Source organism: uncultured Amphritea sp. (assembly GCF_937127095.1).
Lineage (GTDB): Bacteria > Pseudomonadota > Gammaproteobacteria > Pseudomonadales > Balneatricaceae > Amphritea.
The window spans coordinates 70,247-92,236 of sequence record NZ_CAKZLP010000009.1 but is presented as its reverse complement, the minus strand read 5'-3'; the positions used below and the strand labels follow the sequence as shown (position 1 = coordinate 92,236).

Here is a 21,990-nt window from a genome sequence, read left to right as displayed (position 1 = left end):
GGTTCTGACCTTGGGGGTACTTGTCTTGAAAGCGGAGGAACCCATTAAGCCTGAAATACAGGCCAAATTTATGACGTACCCCGCTGAAGCGCAAACACAGCTTAACGCCGTTCGCTGTCTTATTCTTGCTGTTGCGCAAGAAAACGGCCTGGCTGCAGTTGAAGAAACTCTTAAGTGGGGTGAGGCTAGCTATCCCGTAAAAGGCGGCAACACAATTCGACTGGGCTGGAAGCGAAGAGATCCGGACTCTATAAAGGTATTTTTCCATTGTCAGACCAGCTTGACCGAAACCTTCAGGGTGATATATCGAGATGAGTTTGAATATGAGGCTAAACGAGCAATTATTGTGCCTCTGGACGCTCCTATCAAATAAGCGCCACTAGCTCATTGCCTCCAAATAGCATTGAAGTACCTGCGCTTGAAACATCGGCCTTTGCTTGGCGCTTGAGATGGCCAACATATCTAACTAAGCCATTAAGTCCGCTCCCTTCGGTTGCCGCACCTGGTTTCTCCCGAGCGTTTATAGCGGGCATTAACCCGATAATAATTAACGGATTCTCCTTTCCCCTAAACACCAATCGGTATAAGTTAGATTACAGTCAAATTAAAACCACAAGGAGCCCTCTCATGAACAGACATACATTGTTGGGTTTAATTGCAGGAGTGATGCTTTTCGCAGGTAATGTCGGAGCAAACGAGATAAGTCTCGACACGGGAGAATCATACCGTCAGGGAGACCTCACCGTCACTTGCGGTCAACCGTTAACTGATGATATCCCCCTGGCCCTCAATGACTGTCAGCACTGGGACAATTTTAATAAAAAGTGCCTGTTTGAAAAAACCACCTACACATACGAAAAGCTCGAATGCGTTGAAGAGTGTCAGCACTGGGATAAGTTCAACAGCACCTGCTATTATCAGACAACGTGTTCTTTCTTCCCGTCACAGAAGCTATTTGTGCAAACCACATGCGATAAGTTTGATGATTTCGACAATGCCTGTTTGAAAAAAAGTGACAAAAAAATAGGTCCCTGATGCAACTAATAGGGCCGGTTATCGGTAACGACTTGAATATTTTTTCGACCTGAAAAACTCGTCTGGGCATACGTTATCCAATCAACAGGGTCAGCAATCAACAGGGTCAGAGTAATTGATCCAGATACCTTAACCTGTACTAATTCAGACTGGATCTGTTATTTTCTCCGCGTCCTCTGTGGTAAAACCATTCTTGAATAAATTCAGTCATATTTTTTAATATACTGATTTAATTGATTGATTTTATTGGGAAGCCTTGTAAAAACTGTCGAAAACACGTCTGAGCCAGTACCTCCCGTTGTGGTTATATCGTATCCATTGCCACAACAGGATGAGTATTATCACCTTTGTTTCTGCCGGTCTTAGCGAGGCAGATTGTTTTTTGATCATTATCTGAGTTGTGGGTAGCGGAATAGATTATTTATCGTAACAACTCTCAGTGAGTTTCACGTTGCCCCGGTTTTCATCTACTATCTCTCCACTTATCCAAAAACAGAGGAAAACCGATGACCAGCCGTGTATATGTCTTAGCCCAGTTTAAGCCGAAACCCGGAAAAGAAGCCGAACTGTTTGAGGTATTAAAGGCGCTTGAGCCGGATTCTTATCGGGAAGAGGGCTGTATTCAATATATGCTGACGCGCCAGATTGATCACCCAAGCGCCAGCCGCAATGAATACCCGATAGTCTTTAATGAGATTTGGGAAGATGCAGACGCCTGGTCTGCTCACGGTCGCAGACAGCAGATTCAGAACTTCTTTCAAACCCAGGTTGAAGCCGATACCGGATTGGTTGCGGATGTTATCGTCACGGCCTATACCGATGAAAGTGCCGATTACGACGCGCCTGTTTTCGAGTAAAAATAATGAAGCTAAATGTACTGCTTTTTGCCGCGCTGTTGACTCATGGGGTGGCTGCGTTTGCTGAAGGTGATCATTCAGCGATGACGCACCATGACCATTCCATGGGAGCCTCTGCAACCGTACTGACCGAGGCGGGGAATGATGCTTTCGGCACTATTCAGGAGGTGATTGCACGGTTGAATAGCGATCCGGATACTGATTGGAGCAAAGTAAATATTGAGGCGCTGAGGCAACATTTAGTGGATATGAATGAGATGACCCTGAATGTAGAGGTGATCTCTCAAACACCGATTGCACAGGGCATGGAAGCGATAGTGAAGCCGTTAACGGCCCGGTCTGCTGCAGCGCTTGAACGGGTTTTAAAGGTGCACCCTGCGCAATTACAACGGGAATCCGGATGGGTGATGCAGGTCGTAAAAAACGCTGACGCTTATCGTCTCATCATTACAACCAAAAATTCTTATGAGATCAGTAAAATCAGGGGTTTGGGCTATATCGGTGTGATGGCGTATGGCACTCATCATCAGCTACACCACTGGGCGATGGCCAGCGGTGAAAATCCACATGCGCAACATCATCTTCAGTAAAATAACCTATTGTGAACATTTCAACGTTTTCAGAATTGACTGGGCTGTCTTCGCATACTCTGAGGTATTACGAAAAGATCGGCTTGTTGTCGAATATATCCAGAAATGCCAGTGGGCATCGTAGCTATTCGGCGAAAGATGTCGAATGGGTTCGGTTTATTAACCGGCTGCGAGACACCGGCATGCCGTTGGCGAAGATCCGTCACTATGCTGATCTGCGTGAAGCGGGTGATACCACCTTTGATACGCGCTGCACATTATTAGAGCAACATCGCGATGCACTCAAACTGCGTTTGGAAAAAGAGCGTGAACACCTGCAGGCGCTGGACGCTAAAATTGAGTATTACCAGTCACATAAGCCCTGAACTATTGGGTTCTGAACTATTAAGCCTTGAACTATTCAGCCCTGAATTTTTAAACGCTTGACTTAGAGCATACTCTAACCCTTAGCCTTGTTCCGTAAACTCACACAGGACTCATACAGGAGCAACGGAAATGGCTTTAACGCGATATGAAACAGGTTTAGCAAAACTCACTGAGATCGATGGTGACGCCGGGCAAAAGGTGATTGATAGCCTGCAGGCTATCTGTCCCGATCTGGCTCGCTACACTATTGAATTTCCGTTTGGCGATATCTATCAACGCCCGGGACTGGATCTGAAATCACGGGAGATTGGCACCGTTGCTGCACTGACGGCGCTGGGTAACTGTGCGCCACAGTTAGCCGTTCATATTAATGGTGCACTGAATGTCGGTTGTTCGCCTGAGGAGGTTATTGAGGTGATACTGCAGATGGCGGTGTACGCCGGTTTCCCCGCGGCCTTAAACGGTATGTTTGTCGCCAAAGAGGTTTTTCTTACTCGAGGGTTGGTTCAGGAAACAGCGGCCAAATAGAGTGACAGGCCCCGCGGTATTGCGGGGCCTCTCTTTATCTGTGTTCAGGCAGCCGCTCAGTCACTCTCAACTTTTATCATCATAATGAATAATCGAAAGTAGTTTGATCGGCACCTCCAGCAGCTCTTCCGGGCCATGGGGGATCTCGGCATCAAAGGTCAGGCTGTCGCCGGCTTCCATATTATAAAGGTGATTGCCGTGGCGGTAGACGATCTTGCCACTGACGATATGGATAAACTCTTCTCCGGGATGGGAGAAGGTGGGAAATACTTCAGCAAGGTCATCCATGGTAATCAGAAAGGGTTCGAAGGATTTCTTACCGCCACGCTGATAGGTGAGCAGTTGGTAGGTGTGGCCTTTCTCGGTTCCGCGTCGAACCACTTCCAGCCCGGTTCCGGATTTGGTGAATTGTGCACCACCGTCGGGCCGGTCAAAATCATTAAACAGTTTGGAGATCGGCATTCCCAGCGCTGAACAGAGTCGGCTCAGGGTTTCCAGACTGGTGGATACCTGGGCATTCTCTATCTTACTGACCATCCCCTGACTGATGCCGGAGATACGTGCCACATCGGTTATTTTCAATCCCTCTTCCTGACGGGCTTTTTTTACTTTCATACCGATGTAGTGATCGAGTTCGAACTTCTGACCTTTATTTTCTGCCATCTGATTGCCCTTTCTTGGGGCGCTGTGAACCAGCTTTGTGCGCCTGTCCATGCGGCCTGTGACTATTTCTGATACCCCGTATATTCCCACAAAGAATTTTTTTTTACCAGATCCATACAAATCAACAAGTTATCCTCTCAGGAAATAAATATTCATAAAAAGAACTTTTCTGGCACAGGGGTTGCTTTCTCTATAAGCATAAAAAATTACTGTTAAGAAATTTATAGATCTGCTCCTTATCAGAGCAGGGCTTAGCATCAGACGGAGGGCTATCATGCCACAGGATTCAGAAAAGTTTATTGCGGATAACGACATTAAATATGTACTGGCTCAGTTTGTTGATATCCACGGTGTAGCCAAAACTAAATCAGTGCCGGCGAACTGCCTGATGGATGTTGTTGAAACCGGTGCAGGTTTTGCTGGCTTCGCTGTATGGGGTATGGGGATGGAGCCGCATGGCCCTGACTTCATGGCCCGGGGTGATCTCAGTACGTTGTCGGCGGTGCCCTGGCAGCCGGGTTATGCGCGTATTGTCTGTGAAGGTTACGTCAACGGTGCCCCTCACCCGTATGACAGCCGGGTGGTGCTGAAACGTCAGTTGAAACTGCTGGAAGATAAAGGCTGGACGCTGAACACCGGGCTTGAGCCGGAATTTTATCTCTTCGAACGGGATAGCAATGGCGGCCTGAAGACCGTCGATGATACCGATACGCTGGCTAAGCCTTGCTATGACTACAAAGGCTTGTCCCGTTCACGGGCGTTTCTGGAAACTCTGGTTGAATCTCTACAGGCGGTGGATTTCGATGTTTATCAGATCGACCACGAAGATGCTAACGGTCAGTTTGAGATCAACTACACCTACGGTAACGCACTGGAATCTGCCGACCGTTTCACCTTTGTGCGTATGGCCGCCGGTGAGATCGCCAATGATATGGGGATGGTCTGTTCCTTTATGCCAAAGCCTGCCTCCAATCGCACCGGTAATGGAATGCACTTTCACCTGTCGATTTGCGATGACAGTGGTAAAAACCTGTTCAACGACGACAGCGATGTGAATGGTATGGGCCTCTCGAAAATGGCCTACCACTTCACTGCGGGTCTGCTGCACCACGCGAAGGCGCTGTGTGCGTTTGCAGCGCCAACGGTCAACTCTTACAAACGTCTGGTGGTGGGCGGTTCCGCGTCCGGTGCGACCTGGGCACCTGCCTACATTGCCTATGGTGACAACAACCGTTCGGCGATGGTGCGTGTACCTTATGGCCGCCTTGAGTTCCGCCTGCCGGATTCCGGTTGTAACCCTTACCTGGTTCACGCCGCGATTATCGCTGCGGGTCTCGATGGTATCGAGCGTGAGCTGGACCCGGGTAAGCCTGAGAACATCAACCTGTATGCCCTGACAGAAGCGCAACGTAAGGAAAAAGGCATTGAGATCCTGCCACAGAACCTGAATGACGCCATCACCGCCCTTGAAGCTGACACTGTTTTGACAGAGCGGATGGGTAAAGAGATTGTGTCTGAATTTATCAAAATTAAACGCGATGAGTGGATCGATTACAGCCGGCATGTGTCCGACTGGGAAATCAACCGTTACGCAGAATTCTTCTAAGCCCGGAAGGCTTACATTGTCGATTTAAGAGGACATAACTATGTGTGGAATTGTTGGCCTTTACCTGAAGAACAAGGCTCTGGAAAGTCAGCTGGGGGCGCTGTTTGAACCGATGCTGATCGCCATGACGGATCGTGGTCCGGACAGTGCCGGTTTCGCTATCTACGGCGATGAAGTGGCAGACGGCAGCATCAAGCTGACCCTGCGTCATGCGGATGAAAACTATGACTGGGCTGCGCTGGCTGACAGCGCCAAGGCTGAGCTGAATACCGCTGTTGAGTGGTTTAAAAACAGCAAAGTGGCGGTCTTTAAAATTCAGTCCAGTGCGGCTATCGCTGAAGCGTTTATCGCTAAAGCCGCACCTGAGGTGTTGATCCTCAGTGCGGGCCAGTCGATTGAGATTCTTAAAGAGGTGGGTCTGCCGGTGAATATCGCTGAGACCTTCAACCTGAAAGGGATGAAGGGTAGTCATATTATTGGCCATACCCGTATGGCGACTGAATCTGCGGTCACCATGGAGGGCAGCCATCCGTTCTCAACCGGTATGGACCTCTGTCTGGTACACAACGGTTCACTGTCAAACCACAACCGTCTGCGGGAAAACCTGAAACGCGAAGGGATTGTGTTTGAAACCGAAAACGATTCAGAAGTGGCGGCGGGTTATCTGACCTGGCGTCTGCAGCAGGGCGATACCCTGAACGAAGCGCTGACCAATTCACTGAAGGATCTGGATGGTTTCTTCACCTTTACTATCGGTACCCGCGATGGCTTTGCGGTACTACGTGATCCGATCGCCTGTAAACCTGCAGTAATGGCTGAGACTGACGACTATGTTGCCATGGCCTCTGAGTATCAGGCACTGACAACCCTGCCGGGCATTGAAAACGCCAGAATCTGGGAACCAGAGCCAGCCACTATCTACGTTTGGGAACGCAGCAGCCATTAAGGAGCAGAATGATGAAAACGATTAATTTATCCGAACAGACAGTACGCGACCTTAACCAGGCGCTGCACGATCAGGCGATTGAGTGTACCGAGCGCGAATGGGAAGTACTCGAACCTAAAGGCCAGCACAACATTGCCTGCGGTCTGGATCAGAATATCTCTGTCGATATTAAAGGCCCGACCGGCTATTACTGCGCCGGTATGAACAAAAAAGCGCACATCACCATTCACGGCAATGCCGGCCAGGGTGTGGCGGAAAACATGATGTCCGGTAGCGTACGGGTGAAAGGCGATGCCTCTCAGGCTGCCGGTGCAACGGCTCACGGTGGCTTACTGGTCATCGAAGGCAATGCGGCGGCGCGCTGTGGTATCTCCATGAAAGGGGTGGATATCGTGGTGAAGGGTAACGTTGGCCACATGAGCTGTTTTATGGGGCAGGCCGGATCTTTGGTTGTCTGTGGTGATGCGGGCGATGCGCTGGGTGATTCTCTGTACGAAACCCATATCTATGTGAAAGGCGAAGTGAAATCTCTGGGTGCTGATTGTATCGCCAAAGAGATGCGCGAGGAGCATATCGAAGAGCTGACTGAGCTGCTCAACCGTGCTGGCGTTGATGAAGATCCAACGGCGTTTAAACGCTACGGTTCTGCTCGCCAGTTATACAACTTTAAAGTGGATAACACTTCCGCTTACTAAGGCTGATTTCGAGGACAAGACGATGAGTGAAGATATTAAAGTTAAAGATGGTCTGCGCGAGTCAGCAACATTTGACCGCATCACGATGACGGAAATCCGCCGTGCGGCTGAGACCGGTATCTACGATATCCGTGGTTTTGGTGCTAAGCGTAAGCTGCCGCATTTTGATGACCTGCTGTTCCTGGGCGCGAGTATGTCCCGCTACCCGCTGGAAGGCTACCGCGAAAAATGTAATACCTCAGTGACCCTGGGTGACCGGTTTGCCAAAAAACCGATTGTGCTGGATATTCCGGTCACTATCGCCGGGATGAGTTTCGGTGCGCTGTCAGCCAATGCTAAAGAAGCATTGGGCCGTGGTGCATCGCTGATGGGCACCTCAACCACCACCGGTGATGGTGGTATGACCCCCGAAGAGCGTGGTCAGTCAAGCAAACTGGTGTATCAGTACCTGCCATCCCGTTACGGAATGAACCCCGATGACTTGCGTAAAGCGGATGCCATCGAAGTGGTGCTGGGGCAGGGTGCCAAGCCTGGCGGTGGCGGTATGTTGCTGGGTCAGAAGATTACTGACCGGGTGGCAAAAATGCGGACTCTGCCGATGGGTGTGGATCAGCGTTCCGCCTGTCGTCATCCGGACTGGACCGGCCCTGATGATCTGGCGATCAAGATTCAGGAACTGCGCGAAATTACCGACTGGCAGGTGCCGATCTATATCAAAGTGGGCGCTACCCGTACCTACTACGATGTCAAACTGGCGGTCAAAGCCGGCGCTGATGTGATCGTCGTTGACGGGATGCAGGGCGGGACGGCGGCAACCCAGGATGTATTTATCGAACACGTGGGTATTCCGACACTGGCGGCAATTCCTCAGGCGGTGCGTGCACTGCAGGAGATGGGCATGCATCGTAAAGTCCAGCTGATCGTCTCTGGCGGAATCCGTAACGGTGCTGACGTGGCCAAGTGTATGGCGCTGGGCGCGGATGCGGTGGCTATCGGTACTGCGGCACTGGTGGCGCTGGGTTGTAACCATCCTATGTACGAAGAGGAGTACAAGAAGATCGGTTCGGCGGCAGGTTTCTATGATGATTACCATGAGGGTAAAGACCCGGCGGGTATCTCTACTCAGGACCCTGAGCTGATGAAACGTCTTGACCCGGTTGAAGGGGGTCGTCGTCTGGCGAACTATCTCAACGTACTGACCCTGGAAGCACAGACCCTGGCCCGGGCCTGCGGTAAGAATGATCTGCGTAACCTGGAACCGGAAGATCTGGTCGCCCTGACCGTTGAGTCTGCCGCAATGGCGAATGTACCACTGGCGGGAACCAACTGGATTCCGGGCAAGGGATACTAAGAGGCGTGACTAAAAACGCGGTTCAGCGTTACTAAAGAGCTTTCCTTAAGAGCTTTCTTAAGAGCTTTTTTAAGAACTTAATAACTGAAAGCAGAATCCGCACAGGATGCATCAGCATCCTGTGAATGGATCCCCTTTGCCTGAACAGATGAATAACGAATCGGAGACTATGGAGTCTGTAATCATGAGTAAGCACGAAGCAGATAATGAGATTGTATTAAGAGCCAGCTGTGTTGCTGGTAGCGGTATCGTTGCTAAGGTGACGACTTTTCTAGCCGAACGTGGCTGTTATATCAGCGAACTGGCACAGTTTGATGATGAGGACAGCGGTAACTTCTTCATGCGTGCCCGTTTCCATGTCGAGAGCGGTGGTTATCTGATCAGTGATTTGCAGAGTGAGTTTCCTGAAGTCGCTGCCAGCTTTGATATGACCTGGGAAATGGTGTCGGTTAAAGCACCGATGAAAACCCTGATTATGGTGAGCAAGTTTGATCACTGTCTGGATGACCTTCTGTATCGGCTGCACAAGGGCGAGATCAATATGGAGATCACCGCAATTGTATCCAACCATAAAGATTTGCGGCCAATGGCTGAGCGCGAAGGGATCCGCTTTATCCACCTGCCGGTGACCAAAGAGAACAAGCTGGAGCAGGAAGCGGCGCTGATGGAGATTGTCGAAGAGACCGGTTCTGAACTGATTGTGCTGGCGCGCTACATGCAGATTCTCAGTGACGGCCTGTGTCAGCAACTGAGTGGTCGGGCGATCAACATCCACCACTCATTCCTGCCCGGTTTCAAGGGTGCCAAGCCTTACCATCAGGCGCATGCCCGCGGCGTTAAGCTGATCGGTGCAACGGCACACTATGTGACCTCTGATCTGGATGAAGGCCCGATTATCGAGCAGTCAGTACAGTTGGTAGACCATACCTTTACCGCTGATGCCTTGGTTGCCGTTGGCCGTGATACCGAAACCGTGGCGCTGGCCCGGGCGGTGAAACTGCACACCGAGCGTCGCGTGTTCCAGGATGGTAATAAGACCGTTGTTTTTAAATAGGTACTGAATATGACCCGTTTAATCGATGGAAAAAAAATCTCCGCCTCGGTGGTGGAACAGCTGGCTCTGGACACCCGTCAGTTTATCGCTGAGTTTGGCGTGACACCGGGTCTGGCGGTGGTGCTGGTGGGTGATGATCCCGCCAGCCATGTGTATGTGCGCAATAAAGTGAAGCAGGCCACTGCTGCAGGGTTTAACTCTACTGAGCATCGCTTAGCTGCAGATACCGATCAGGCAGAGTTGAATGCCCTGGTAGAACAACTGAACAATGACCCGTCGGTCCATGGAATTCTGGTGCAGCTGCCGTTGCCGCAACAGCTCAGTGAACCGGAAATCATCCGTCTGATTGCGCCGGAAAAAGATGTTGATGGGTTTCACCCGCTCAACGTTGGCGCACTGGCTTCCGGTGATGCTGATCTGATTCCCTGCACGCCGATGGGCTGCATGATCATGTTGGAAAAGACGCTGGGTGATCTGTCAGGTAAACACGCGGTGGTCGTGGGACGCTCTAATATCGTCGGTAAGCCGATGGCAGCCCTGCTACTGCAGGCCAACTGCACGGTAACGATTGTTCATTCCCGCTCCCGGGATATCGAAGCGATCTGTCGGCAGGGGGATATTCTTGTGGCTGCGGTAGGGCGTCCGGAGATGATCAAAGGCAGCTGGGTGAAACCGGGTGCAACGGTGATCGACGTGGGTATCAACGCGGTAGAGCAAGGTGGCAAGCGACGCCTGGTAGGTGATGTGGCATTCAGCGAAGCGGCAGAGGTTGCCGCTGCGATCTCTCCGGTACCCGGCGGTGTCGGACCGATGACCATCGCCTGCCTGATGAAAAACACCCTGACTGCGGCACGTAAACAGGTTTCTGAATAAGCGTCTCATGAACAGGCCTATGCGAAATCGCCTGTGAGTCAATTCAGAAGATGCGACATTGAATGGAGGAGAGGTTAATGCCTTTCTCGTTACTGAAATACGGTCTGAATAAAGACTACCCGTTTGAAAAGAATGCGGATCTGCCGGCACCGTCGGCGCTGAAGCCTCACTACGATGTAGTGATTATCGGCGGTGGCGGTCACGGTATAGCGACTGCGTATTATCTGGCCAAATACCACGGTATTACCAATGTCGCGGTGCTGGAGAAAGGCTATCTGGGCGGTGGTAACACCGCCCGGAACACCGCGGTAATCCGCTCCAACTATCTGACCTCTGAAGGGGTAAAGTTCTACAGCGAATCAGTCAAACTGTTTCAGGAACTGTCCAACGAATTCGATTTCAACATTATGTATTCCCGTCGGGGGCAGCTGACGCTGGCGCACTCCGATGCGGCGGTGCGGGGCTTCAGGCAGCGCACCGAAGTGAATAAACATTTCGGTGGTAAAACCGAACTGATCGATCCACAACAGATTCGTGAGCTGGTGCCCACCCTGAATATGAACCCAGCAGATCAGCCGGTATTGGCAGGTCTGTGGCATATGGATGGCGCTACCGCGCGTCATGATGCGGTGGCCTGGGGCTATGCAAAAGGGGCTACGCAGCGCGGTGTGGAACTGCATCAGCTGACCGAAGTCACCGGTGTCAATGTCGAGCATGGCAAGGTGACCTCGGTAGACACCAACCGCGGCAAAGTCAGCTGTGGTTGTGTGGTGCAGGCGGTGGCCGGTATGAGTTCAGTGGTGGCCGCGATGGCGGGTATCCGTATGCCAATCACCACCTATCCGCTACAGGCGATGGTGACTCAGCCGGTTAAGCCGTTCCTTGATCCGCTGGTGAGCTCACCGGCACTGCACTGTTATGTGCAGCAAACCGGTCGGGGCGAACTGGTATTTGGTGGCGGCTCTGACCCATATCCACTGTACAGCACCCGCTCCACGATGGACCTGAAAGAGAGTCTGCTGGCCCATGCGGTTGAGTTGTTTCCTTTTATGGCCAATATGCGATTGATGCGCCAGTGGGGCGGCCTGACCGATATGACCTCTGATTACAGTCCCATTATGGGGTTGAGCCCGGTTGATAACTACTATCTGGATGCGGGGTGGGGCACCTGGGGCTTTAAATCAACACCGATCTGCGGCAAAACCATGGCTGAGCTAGTGGCGACGGGCAGGGTTCCTGAACTGATCGAACCGTTCTCTATGGCGCGGTTTGATAGTTTCCGTCAGGTTAATGAGATGGGCGCTACGGCGGCCAGTCACTGAGGAATCTGCAATGAAAATTATTAATTGTCCGCTGAACGGACCCCGAAACAGCAGTGAATTTGTCCACGGTGGCGAGCTGCGTCAGATGCCAGACCCGAACAACTGCACCGATAAAGAGTGGGCAGATTACGTGTTTTATAGCGATAACCAGATCGGTGTGATCACCGAGTGGTGGCTGCATGCGCCGTCCGGTTATTGGTTTATTGCCGAGCGTCATACCGGCAGCGATGAGATTTTGCGTACCTATGACCCCTCTGAAATTTTCACTCACAGGGTCGACTTTGCCGAGAAAGTTGAGAGTGGTCAGCCTGAGGAGATAAAAGCATGAGCAGCGAGATGCGCCTTAAAGCCCCGATGGGGTTGCTGATCGATCGGGAAAAACCGCTGTCGTTCAGCTTTGAAGGTAAGCAATACCGAGGTTTTGAAGGCGACAGCATCGCCAGTGCATTGCTGGCAAACCAGCAGTGGCTGATGTCGCGTTCGTTTAAATATCACCGTCCCCGTGCACCGCTGACAATGGCGGGTCAGGATGCGAACACTTTAGTGCAGCTGGGCGGAGAACCCAATGTGCTGGCTGACCGCGAGATGATCCGTGAAGGGATCAGTGTCGAGGGGCAGAACTATAATGGCACCCTGGAAGGGGACAAAGATGCCTATCTGGGACACTTTGGCCGTTTTATGCCGGTCGGCTTCTATTACCGCAGCTTCTTCAAACCGATGGGGGTGTGGGACAAGTGGGAAAGCTTTATCCGCGAGAAAGCGGGTCTGGGAAAGCTGGACCTTGAGTTTAAGCCGGAATACTACGACAAAAAATACCTGTTCACCGATGTCGTTGTCATTGGCTCTGGCCCGGCGGGGATGAGTGCTGCACTGAAAGCCGCTGATGCCGGTGCCAAAGTGTTATTAGTCGAAGAGATGCCGCTGCTGGGTGGTGCGCTGACCTATAACCGTTTCGATATTGACGGTCTGCAGGCGGATAACCTGCGTCAGCAACTGATCGAAAAAGTCACCGCCCACAGCAATATTGAGGTGATGACCGACGCCGTCTGTAACGCCTGGTTTACCGAGAACTATCTGCCACTGATTAAGGGCAAACGGATGTATAAGCTGCGGGCTAAGGAGTGCATCGTTGCATCCGGTTCCTATGAGCAGCATGTGGTGTTCCGTAATAATGACTTGCCCGGCATTATGCTCTGTAGCGCGGCGACGCGGCTGATGAAACTCTACGGGGTTAAGCCCGGTAGCACCGCGGTGGTGTTGACCGGTAATGATGATGGCTATCTCACAGCTCTGGAATTGCTGGCCAACGGTGTCTCGGTTGCCGCGATTGTAGACCTGCGTAAGGAACACCCCTGGCCGGAACTGTTAGGGGCAGTGAAACAAAAAGGGGTGCAGGTTATCCAGAACAGCACCGTCTATGAAGCGTTACCCACCAAAGGTAATAAACATATTCGTGGCGTCGATATCCGCAGCATTGTTGCTGAGGGTGAGGTGAGCGAAATGGCGACCCTGCTGGATTGTGATCTGCTGTGTATGTCTGCGGGTTATATGCCGGCGTATCAACTGCTGTGCCAGGCCGGTGCTCAGCTGAGCTACAAAGATGAGCTGGCAGAGTTCAAACTGTCTGGCCTGCCGCAGGGCGTGCATATTGCCGGTTCTGTTAACGGTTTACATACACTGGATGCCGTACTTACCGATGGCGCTAACGCGGCGATCCGTGCGCTGCGCAATTTGGAATTGAGTGATGAAGCGGAAACCGAGCTTAATTGTCAGGCCAAACCTAACTTCGGCTGGCCGATCTTCAGCCACCCTAAAGGCAAAGAGTTTGTCGATTACGATGAGGATCTGCAAGCTAAAGATATCGTCAATGCGACCCGGCTGGGCTACCGCGATGTACAGCTGGTTAAGCGTTTCTCTACTGTCGGTATGGGGCCATCACAGGGCCGTCACTCGGCACTGCCAACCGCTCGTCTGGTGGCGAAATCAACTGATCGCACGGTGACTCAAACCGGTGTAACAACCGCACGGCCACCCTTTGCCCCGGAAAAACTGGCGCATCTGGCGGGGCGTATCTTTGACCCACGGCGACACACGGCGATGCATCATCGTCATCTGGAGCTGGGTGCGAAGATGATTCCGGCGGGCAACTGGCGTCGGCCTGCCTATTATGGTGATGCCGCGCAACGGGATCGCTGGATTCGCGAAGAGGCAGAGCATGTGCGTGCCAAAGTGGGCCTGATCGATGTCAGTACCCTGGGTGGCATCGAGGTGCGTGGCCCGGATGCCGCCGAGCTTATGAACCGTATCTACACCTTTGCCTTTTTGAAACAACCGGTAGGCAGAACCCGTTATGCGGTGATGACCAATGAGCATGGTGTAGTGATCGATGACGGTGTTGCTTGTCGCATCGCTGAAGATCACTTCTATGTCACGGCCACCACCAGTGGTGTCGAGCGGGTTTATCGGGAGATGACTAAGTGGAACGCCCAATGGCGTCTGCAGGTAGATATTCTTCATGTCACTTCGGCCTTTGCTGCGGTCAACCTGGCGGGCCCAGATTCCCGTAAAGTGTTGGAGACGCTGGTGGACGATGTTGATCTGAGCCCGGAAGCGTTCCCCTATCTGGCCTATCGCGAAGGCAAGGTGGCCGGTATTCCTGCACGATTGCTGCGGGTCGGCTTTGTCGGTGAGCTGGGGTATGAGATCCATGTGCCAACCCGCTATGGCGAAGCGCTCTGGGATGCACTGATGGCGGCGGGTAAAGCCTTTGATATCCGACCGTTCGGGGTCGAAACCCAGCGCTTGCTGCGACTGGAAAAGGGCCATCTGATTGTCAGCCAGGATACCGACGGTATGAGTCATCCCGGCGAGCTGGATATGGCCTGGGCGGTGAACCGCAAGAAACCGTTCTTTGTTGGCTGTCGTTCGGTGGATATCGTTATGGCGCAACCACAAACCCGCAAACTGGTTGGCTTTACACTACCGCCTGACAGCACTAAGCCGGAAGAGGGCCATCTGGTGCTGAAAGGGGATAAGATCGCCGGTAACGTGACCTCCTGTGAGTACTCGTCGGCCAGTCAGTCGATTATCGGTCTGGCGTTCGCGGATATCGCTGACAGTGAGCCCGGCTCGAAAATCAGTATTCGGGTTGATGGTGAAGAGATTCTGGCAGATGTCGTCAAGCTGCCGTTCTACGATCCTGACAACCTGAGACAGGAGATGTGACCATGACTGTGATTAAACCTGAACTGTTTAACAGCCGTAGCTTTATCTATCGTACTCATCAGCAGGCGGAGTTTGCCGAAGTGGCAGGTGCTGCCCAGGTGCTCAGCTATGCGCAACAGGGGGATCCGACCACCGGCCTGATCGATCTGTCGGTGCGCCCGCGTATCGGTCTGCGTGGCCCAAATGCGGAAGAAGCGCTGCTGGCTTCAGGACTGTTGCATCCGCAACAGCCAAACACCCTGACAGTCTCCGACGAGGGCGTCATGGTGTTGCGCTTAGGACGCACCGAGTACTGGGTGCTGGCATTGCCAGGAGCCTCCGCCGACCTCGATCTGGACGCACTACAGCAACAGCTGAACGGCCCCGGTATCTACCCGGTCTACTGTCACGACAGCTATACCTGGCTGGCGCTGGCGGGCGAGAATCTGGCGGATATCATGGCCAAAGTCTGCGCGGTCGATCTGCGAGAGGAAAGCTTTGCCCCCGGTGATCTGGTGATGACTTCGCTGGCCCGGGTGGGCGGCATTATCTGTCATCATCAGATGGCAGGAAAAACCGTCTATTCAATCTTCAGTGACAGTGCGTCAGCGGGATACCTTTGGGAAGCGCTGCTGGATGCGATGGCTGAATTTGATGGTGCACCTGCGGGACAAAATCTGCTGCTGGTCGCTGATGAATAAACAAGATTAACGAGCAGGGACAGTTCAAAACGCTCATTAAAAGCCCTGTTTAACATTTCCATCACCCCAAAAACCGGCTGGCATCTCCTCCGATGCCACTGGTTTTTTTATATCCCGCCATTTTTCGCTTTCTAACCGTTCCTATTGTCAGACTTTGAGGTAAAGTTAGCGCTTTCACTGGGCTTATCAGGATGCGAACCATTGATGCAACAAACCGATATTGAGGCTGCCGCGCAGGCACTGTTAACCCGGCGTCTTAATCAGCAGATTACCGGCCCGTTACCTTCTGAACAACGTCCTGCAACAGTCGAGGAGGCGTTGGCGATTCAGCAATCACTGATTCAACAGATGGCGTTAGCCGGGCAGGGGGTCGGCGGCTGGAAGTGTGCCTTGCCTATCGCTATTGATGGGCTGGAAAATGTCCCGGTGATTGCACCGATTTTTAGCAGCACTCTCTACACCGGCTCACCCTGTCCGATTCAGCCAGATCAGGGGGTGTGCAAAATTGAGCCGGAGATCGCATTTCGCTTCGGGCATGATCTGCCCCATAGAGGTGAGCCTTATAGCGAAGCGGAGATTCTCAATGCCATGTCCGGAGCACATCTGGCGCTGGAGTTGATTCTCAGTCGCTATGCTGAGCCCGACTCGGTCAGTTATCTGGAACATCTGGCGGACTGTCTGTTTAATCAGGGGCTGTTTGTTGGCCCGCAAATCACAGTTGAACAGGCCTGTGCAGCGTCAGAGATTCGATTTGTACTCACCGACGCTTCGCTGGACGAAGGATGCCGACAAATAGCCGGCAAGCACCCCAGTATCTATCCACAGTTACCCCTGTTCTGGATGGTCAACTTTCTCACCCAGCGGGGCATCGATATTAAAGCGGGGCAGCTAGTGATCACCAGTTCTTATGCGGGTGTTTTGGAACTGCAACCTGATGTGGATTTTTCCTTAGCGTATGAAAAATATGGAGAAATTTTGTTGCGGTTTAAGATAAACTGATCTTTTATAATAGTTTCGGAAACTGAAAAGGGGTGTGGCAATGGGGATTCTGTCCTGGATTATCTTAGGTTTAGTGGCGGGTATACTGGCAAAGTGGATTATGCCGGGTAAAGATGGCGGTGGTTTTATTATTACCACGCTGCTGGGTATTGCCGGTGCCTTTGTGGGTGGTTATCTGGGTAATCTGATCGGTTTTGGCACGCTCAATGGGCTTAGCCTTGGCAGTATTGCGACCGCAACGGTAGGTGCGTTTATTCTGCTATTTGCCTACAAACAACTGAAGTAAAGTTGCCCATTCAGTCATCCATCATCGAGCTTATCAGGATATCCGCATGCGCCCACTGATCCCCTTTGTCCATCAGCTTGATGATTATGAGGCTGAACAGTGGTGCGCAGCGTTGGCGGCACAGCTGCCAGATTGCGATATGCGTCTTTTTTCACAGCTTAGTGCAGTGGAGAAAATCCAGGTTGGGGTGGCTGTGGTGGCCAACCCTGCTGTGGATGATGTGGCTCAACTGACGCAGCTGAAGTGGGTGCACTCGGTGTGGGCCGGAGTTGAGGGAATCATGGCTAACCTTTCACATCAGCCATTTGAGATTGTCCGGCTAACCGATCCGCAGCTGGCACAGACCATGTCTGAGGCGGTGTTGGCCTGGGTGATGTATCTGCACCGAGATATGCCTCAGTATCGGCAGCAGCAGTCTGTCAGTGAGTGGCGGCAGCTCGCCTATACCGATGCAGCTGATCGGCATATTGCTGTGCTGGGACTGGGCAACCTGGGGCAGCGCAGTGCTTTACGACTGGTGGATAATGGCTTTCGTGTGTCAGGTTGGAGTCGTTCAGCAAAGCATATTGAGTCGGTGGCCTGTTATACCGGAGAGCAGTCGTTATCAGCACTGCTAAGCCAGGCCGATATCATTGTAAATCTTTTGCCGCTTACCCCTGATACCCAGGGTTTAATGGACCGGGCGTTCTTTCAACAGGTTAAAACCAGGGCAGCGCTGATCAACTTTGGCCGCGGTGCTACGGTGGTTGAATCGGCTCTGTTGGCGGCTCTGGATCAGGGGCAGCTCAGTCATGCGGTGTTAGATGTGTTCGCCCAGGAACCGCTGCAATCGCAATCGCCGTTGTGGGGACATGCCAATATTACCCTGCTACCGCATATCTCGGCGCCCACCAGCGTCACGACTGCCAGCCGCATTGTTGCCGCCAATATCCATCGTTATCTGACGCAGGGCATCATGCCTGAGAGCGTCGATAAAGCCCGGGGCTATTAAGGCTGTTGCGTTTAATCCTCAAACAATAGGCGCTGAATCAGGGCTAACTGTGCTAAAATGCGGGCCTTATTCTCCTCTGTCCGGACCCTTTTTGTGAACAATAACGATATTCTCCGCCGTCTGCGCTATACCTTTGATTTCAGTGATACCAAAATGATCGGCGTATTTCGTCATGCCGAACTGGCGGTAACCCGGGTGCAGCTAACCAGCTGGCTGAAAAAAGAGGAAGAGAGCGGTTATATCCGTATGCCCGATTTTGAGATGGCGAGCTTTCTTAATGGTCTGATTATCGAGAAGCGGGGACGCCAGGAGGGCGATCAGCCAGTTGCTGAAAAACGTCTGAATAACAACATTATCTTCCGTAAGCTGAAGATAGCGCTCAATCTTACCGCTGACGATATTCTGATAATTCTTAAACTGGCGGGTGTCAGGCTTAGCAAGCATGAATTGAGTGCTCTGTTTCGTAAACAGGGCCATCAGAACTATCGTGAATGTCAGGATCAGGTGCTGAGAAACTTTCTCAGCGGATTGCAGAGTCAGATGCGCGATAAAGCGCCTTCCGCTAAAGCGAATAAGCCTGAGCGAACCACGGCTACTGCCGTTGCCTCATCGGATAAACCGGTGCGTAAACCCTCTGCCGAAAAGCGTCAGGCTGCGGATGTCCAGTTTGTTGTTGATAAGCCCGCAGGTGAAAAGCGCGATGCGCATAAACATGAGATGAAAAAGCCCGCGCTGAGAAAAAGTAGCACAGATAAACCAGCGGCTAAAAAAGTTGTGACAGAAACAGCTGCTGAAGAGACTGTCATAGACACTAACTCTGTCTGGGCTAAGGCGTTGGCGAAAAGCACGAAGAAGAGCTGAGCTGAATGAAAGAGAAGCTGCTGCCTCCGACCCGGGATGAGATCGCTCTGTTTCCCCCGTTTTCGGGCATGGTGCTGGAACAGATACAACAACCCCGTGGCGCTGAGGCGCTGACATCCGCTCTTGAGGATCTGCTGAGTTGCAACTTTGTTGGCTTTGACACCGAGTCAAAACCGGTGTTTCGTAAAGATCAGGCCTCTGATGGCCCCCATGTGGTGCAGCTGTCGACGGCGACGACCGGCTATATTTTTCAGCTGCATGATCAGGAGGCTTACCCGCTTATCCGTCAGGTGCTGGAAGCAAAGCAGGTGGTCAAAGTCGGTTTTGGTCTGCAATCGGATCGCAGCCATATCCGGCGTAAATTTGGAGTTGAGATTCAGGGGATTCTCGATCTGGATGCGGTCTATAGCCAGCTGGGCTATCGGCGTCAGCTCGGGGTAAAAGCGGCTATCGCGGTTCAGTTTCAGCAGAAGTTTAACAAATCAAAACGAGTATCAACCTCTAACTGGGCGTTACCGAAACTGAGTGATGCTCAGTTACTTTATGCGGCCAATGATGCCTATGCTGCATTACGGATTGTGCAGGGTTTGCAGGACAGTGGACATGGGCAGAAAGTTGCTCAGCTGGTACGCTGAGACGACTGAGTCATAATCGTTTATAGGATATTTGCAGAATGATTTTAAAGAAATTTTCAGAACTGCCCGCACTGGAAACTGAGCCCGGCACCGACTGTTCCTTTATCAGTCACAGCCCGAAGGGTGAGTCAGTGCTGACCGTTGTCTATGCCACTAAACGGGATTTTCTCTCGGTGCCGAAAACCTATACAACGGTGCAGTTTAAAGGCAACGATACCATTCCGCTGGAGTTTCACTCTGTTTCCCGTAAAGACTATCTGGAACAGCTGGAGCTGGCCAACAGCTGGTTTAAATCCGGCGCCTACGAGATCGAAAGAACCAAGGACTATAGCATTGTGCTGTTGCTGACCAACGACCGGGCGCTGGAGATTATCTTCACCGGGTTTGAGCTGTTAGAGGACGCCTACCACGCGGTTGATTCTCAGACGGCTTTGATGTTGCGCATCAGCGGTTGAAAAAGAGCGCCGCAGCCCCACTTGCTTGATGCTTGCAAGACCTTCTTAACGGCTTCAGTGTCGTGTGACGTTAGTGGGTCTCATATTGAGTAATTATTCACACTAAACTATTTGTATCCCCTCAGTTTTTTTGTCAGTATCAACCATACATGGAAACACGATAGCCCGGTTTGCGAACCGGGTCACGTAACTGATCAATGAGTTTTACTCATTTTCAGTGGACGAGAATGAAGTAGCTACCGCTTAGCTTTTGTCTGAGTTTTATTGAAGGTTAGCAAGTGTATACCTTGAAAAGTCTGGACATTAAATCGTTATGTTTTTTGGTTGATAGTATTTGTATATTTTCGATAGATATTTTCCTGTTTATTTCAGGCAGTATCGATTTAAAGCAAACATAATGTTATCCAGACGAATAATAAACTCATGGGGATATATTTGTCCGACCTGGATCGAGTTTCAGTAAGCGTTGTTAAAATTGTGAATTTCTTATAAGGAAATAAGATGAAATCAATCATCGTTATCTTAGCCGGGCTGTGGACATCCTGGCGTTATACCAATCTGTACTCCGATCAGATACTGTTTAATACGATCGCCCCTTTAGGCGTCTTTATCTTTCTTATTTCATTGCTGCTGTGGCTGGTGCTGATGACTCCGCTGGGTGGCCGGGCTAGCAGAACGGACGGCTATAGTAATGACAGCAGCGATTTTGCGGGTGACTCCTGGGGTGGCGATGGCGGTGGTGATTGATGGCGCCTATCCGGCCTTCAAAGCTAAACTCATTTCAACCGCTGACAAAACATCTATATCAAACTACCGCAATACACTGATTAAAGTAACTGCCCTTGTGTAAGCGATACAACAGTGTAGAGGCATGCTGAGTTCTAAAGCATGCGAGTGCACAAATATATCTCTAAGTGGGGACTTATTCAGGTTACTTCTCTGACAATCAGATATATGGTCAAGAGTAGAATATTTGGCGGTAGGTATATCTATGCAGTCTTATAATAAAAAAAATATTATCCTGGGTTTGTGTGCAGCCTGTGTTATCGGTGTTTTGCCTTTTATCATATTGCGTCTGATGGACCAGCTCTGGCTGATGGTTGCGGTTGATTCTACTGCTTTAGTGGGGGCGGTCCTGATAGGGTGGTATGTCATTAAAAGCAATAAGTTACGCTTAGCCAGTATTATTCTCACCGCGTTATTTCTCGTTACGGTGGTCCTGGTGGTTAACATCAAGGGACCACTGCTTATCTATTGGTTCTATCCGGCCATGATTACCGGGTACTTCCTGCTCAAACCGGGGGAAGCGTTGATCGTAAATATTCTGGCAATGTTTGCGGTTTTTCCAATCATCAATACACAGCTGTTTATGATCGAACAGCTGAGTATTCTTTTTACGATTACACTGGTTAATGTTTTTTCATATATTGTTTTCCGGAGTATGGCGGGTCATCAGGATGTACTCGCGCAGCAGGCGACTCAGGACGGGTTGACCGGTGCGGGTAATCGTCGCTTGTTTGATTTTCATATGGAACAGTTTTTTTCCTCAGCAACCGAACAGCATACCCCCTTATCACTCATCATCCTCGATATCGATAATTTTAAAACCATCAACGATACCTTTGGTCATGCAAAGGGGGATGAGGCTCTCAGCGTTATTCTGAGGTTACTGAGTTCAAGACTCAGAAAGTTTGATACGATCTATCGTCTCGGCGGTGATGAGTTCGCTATCGTACTCAGTGAAGCCAGTCGCAATGCCGCCGTCACCAAAGCCGAAGAGTTATGTCGACTGGTGAGTAGCGACCAGTTTTGTTCTGACGTTAATGTAACCGTCTCATTCGGTGTGGCTGAAAGACATCCAGACGATGAGATCAAAGATTTGCTTGCCCGCGCGGACAGGGCTCTTTATCGGGCGAAAGAGGAGGGACGCAACCGGGTATGCGCTGATGAAGCGTCACCACTAACGTTTTAG

At 51.3% G+C, this 21,990-nt stretch carries 25 protein-coding genes; 24 read left to right on the top strand and 1 reads right to left on the bottom strand.

What is annotated here, in order from left to right; genetic code table 11:
* Positions 1-25 precede the first annotated feature (25 nt).
* From Q0499_RS02220 to Q0499_RS02195, 6 genes are all read left to right on the top strand, one after another.
* Positions 26-373 carry a DUF1801 domain-containing protein gene (locus Q0499_RS02220; protein ID WP_299195559.1) on the top strand — a complete coding sequence of 116 codons (348 nt, stop codon included), beginning with the start codon at positions 26-28 and terminating at the stop codon, positions 371-373.
* 254 nt (positions 374-627) lie between these two features.
* Complete coding sequence (locus Q0499_RS02215) at positions 628-1,035, top strand: hypothetical protein (protein ID WP_299195556.1); 408 nt, start codon at positions 628-630, stop codon at positions 1,033-1,035.
* A gap of 506 nt (positions 1,036-1,541) precedes the next feature.
* Complete coding sequence (locus Q0499_RS02210; RefSeq protein WP_299195554.1) at positions 1,542-1,892, top strand: antibiotic biosynthesis monooxygenase; 351 nt, start codon at positions 1,542-1,544, stop codon at positions 1,890-1,892.
* 5 nt (positions 1,893-1,897) lie between these two features.
* Positions 1,898-2,482 carry a hypothetical protein gene (locus Q0499_RS02205; protein ID WP_299195551.1) on the top strand — a complete coding sequence of 195 codons (585 nt, stop codon included), beginning with the start codon at positions 1,898-1,900 and terminating at the stop codon, positions 2,480-2,482.
* A gap of 11 nt (positions 2,483-2,493) precedes the next feature.
* Entirely contained in the window at positions 2,494-2,847 is a 354-nt protein-coding gene (locus Q0499_RS02200) for a MerR family transcriptional regulator (RefSeq protein ID WP_299195548.1), read from the top strand.
* 130 nt (positions 2,848-2,977) lie between these two features.
* Positions 2,978-3,376, top strand: coding sequence for a carboxymuconolactone decarboxylase family protein (locus Q0499_RS02195; RefSeq protein WP_299195545.1), 399 nt, complete (start codon positions 2,978-2,980; stop codon positions 3,374-3,376).
* Positions 3,377-3,442: 66 nt separating this feature from the next.
* On the opposite strand, the gene Q0499_RS02190 is transcribed toward Q0499_RS02195, so the two are convergent.
* Positions 3,443-4,039 (bottom strand): XRE family transcriptional regulator, encoded by a 597-nt coding sequence (locus Q0499_RS02190; RefSeq protein ID WP_299195542.1) that lies wholly within the window; start codon positions 4,037-4,039, stop codon positions 3,443-3,445.
* Positions 4,040-4,313: 274 nt separating this feature from the next.
* Here Q0499_RS02190 and glnT point away from each other — a divergent pair, with 274 nt between their 5' ends.
* The 18 genes from glnT to Q0499_RS02100 all read left to right on the top strand — a co-directional run bounded on the left by glnT (position 4,314) and on the right by Q0499_RS02100 (position 21,990).
* Entirely contained in the window at positions 4,314-5,645 is a 1,332-nt protein-coding gene (gene glnT / locus Q0499_RS02185) for a type III glutamate--ammonia ligase (RefSeq protein WP_299195539.1), read from the top strand.
* Positions 5,646-5,685: 40 nt separating this feature from the next.
* Positions 5,686-6,591, top strand: a complete 906-nt coding sequence (locus tag Q0499_RS02180) for a glutamine amidotransferase family protein (protein WP_299195536.1) — start codon at positions 5,686-5,688, stop codon at positions 6,589-6,591.
* Positions 6,592-6,602: 11 nt separating this feature from the next.
* Positions 6,603-7,286, top strand: coding sequence for a protein glxC (locus Q0499_RS02175; protein ID WP_299195534.1), 684 nt, complete (start codon positions 6,603-6,605; stop codon positions 7,284-7,286).
* 22 nt (positions 7,287-7,308) lie between these two features.
* Entirely contained in the window at positions 7,309-8,637 is a 1,329-nt protein-coding gene (locus Q0499_RS02170) for an FMN-binding glutamate synthase family protein (protein WP_299195532.1), read from the top strand.
* Between the two features lie 184 nt (positions 8,638-8,821).
* Positions 8,822-9,691, top strand: a complete 870-nt coding sequence (gene purU, locus Q0499_RS02165; protein ID WP_299195530.1) for a formyltetrahydrofolate deformylase — start codon at positions 8,822-8,824, stop codon at positions 9,689-9,691.
* A 9-nt stretch (positions 9,692-9,700) separates the two neighbouring features.
* Positions 9,701-10,564 (top strand): bifunctional methylenetetrahydrofolate dehydrogenase/methenyltetrahydrofolate cyclohydrolase FolD, encoded by an 864-nt coding sequence (gene folD / locus Q0499_RS02160; RefSeq protein WP_299195528.1) that lies wholly within the window; start codon positions 9,701-9,703, stop codon positions 10,562-10,564.
* Positions 10,565-10,641: 77 nt separating this feature from the next.
* Positions 10,642-11,886, top strand: a complete 1,245-nt coding sequence (locus tag Q0499_RS02155) for an FAD-dependent oxidoreductase (RefSeq protein ID WP_299195526.1) — start codon at positions 10,642-10,644, stop codon at positions 11,884-11,886.
* Between the two features lie 10 nt (positions 11,887-11,896).
* A complete protein-coding gene (locus Q0499_RS02150; RefSeq protein ID WP_299195524.1) occupies positions 11,897-12,214 on the top strand; it encodes a sarcosine oxidase subunit delta in 318 nt (105 codons plus the stop codon).
* Positions 12,211-15,111 carry a 2Fe-2S iron-sulfur cluster-binding protein gene (locus tag Q0499_RS02145; protein WP_299195522.1) on the top strand — a complete coding sequence of 967 codons (2,901 nt, stop codon included), beginning with the start codon at positions 12,211-12,213 and terminating at the stop codon, positions 15,109-15,111. Before Q0499_RS02150 ends, Q0499_RS02145 begins: the two co-directional genes overlap by 4 nt.
* A 2-nt stretch (positions 15,112-15,113) precedes the next feature.
* Entirely contained in the window at positions 15,114-15,791 is a 678-nt protein-coding gene (locus tag Q0499_RS02140; protein ID WP_299195520.1) for a sarcosine oxidase subunit gamma family protein, read from the top strand.
* Positions 15,792-15,995: 204 nt separating this feature from the next.
* Complete coding sequence (locus tag Q0499_RS02135; RefSeq protein ID WP_299195518.1) at positions 15,996-16,790, top strand: hypothetical protein; 795 nt, start codon at positions 15,996-15,998, stop codon at positions 16,788-16,790.
* Between the two features lie 40 nt (positions 16,791-16,830).
* Positions 16,831-17,076 carry a GlsB/YeaQ/YmgE family stress response membrane protein gene (locus Q0499_RS02130; protein WP_299195516.1) on the top strand — a complete coding sequence of 82 codons (246 nt, stop codon included), beginning with the start codon at positions 16,831-16,833 and terminating at the stop codon, positions 17,074-17,076.
* Positions 17,077-17,122: 46 nt separating this feature from the next.
* On the top strand, positions 17,123-18,067 hold the full coding sequence (locus tag Q0499_RS02125) for a glyoxylate/hydroxypyruvate reductase A (RefSeq protein WP_299195514.1): 945 nt from the start codon (positions 17,123-17,125) through the stop codon (positions 18,065-18,067).
* Positions 18,068-18,160: 93 nt separating this feature from the next.
* The gene (locus tag Q0499_RS23645) at positions 18,161-18,928 is read left to right on the top strand and encodes a DUF1456 family protein (protein WP_363317764.1); all 768 of its coding nucleotides are present in this window, start codon (positions 18,161-18,163) and stop codon (positions 18,926-18,928) included.
* A gap of 5 nt (positions 18,929-18,933) precedes the next feature.
* Positions 18,934-19,563 carry a 3'-5' exonuclease gene (locus Q0499_RS02115; protein ID WP_299195512.1) on the top strand — a complete coding sequence of 210 codons (630 nt, stop codon included), beginning with the start codon at positions 18,934-18,936 and terminating at the stop codon, positions 19,561-19,563.
* Positions 19,564-19,601: 38 nt separating this feature from the next.
* Positions 19,602-20,018: a hypothetical protein gene (locus tag Q0499_RS02110; RefSeq protein ID WP_299195510.1), complete on the top strand. Its 417-nt coding sequence runs from the start codon at positions 19,602-19,604 to the stop codon at positions 20,016-20,018.
* Between the two features lie 501 nt (positions 20,019-20,519).
* Complete coding sequence (locus Q0499_RS02105) at positions 20,520-20,765, top strand: hypothetical protein (protein ID WP_299195508.1); 246 nt, start codon at positions 20,520-20,522, stop codon at positions 20,763-20,765.
* A 244-nt stretch (positions 20,766-21,009) separates the two neighbouring features.
* Positions 21,010-21,990, top strand: coding sequence for a GGDEF domain-containing protein (locus tag Q0499_RS02100; protein ID WP_299195506.1), 981 nt, complete (start codon positions 21,010-21,012; stop codon positions 21,988-21,990).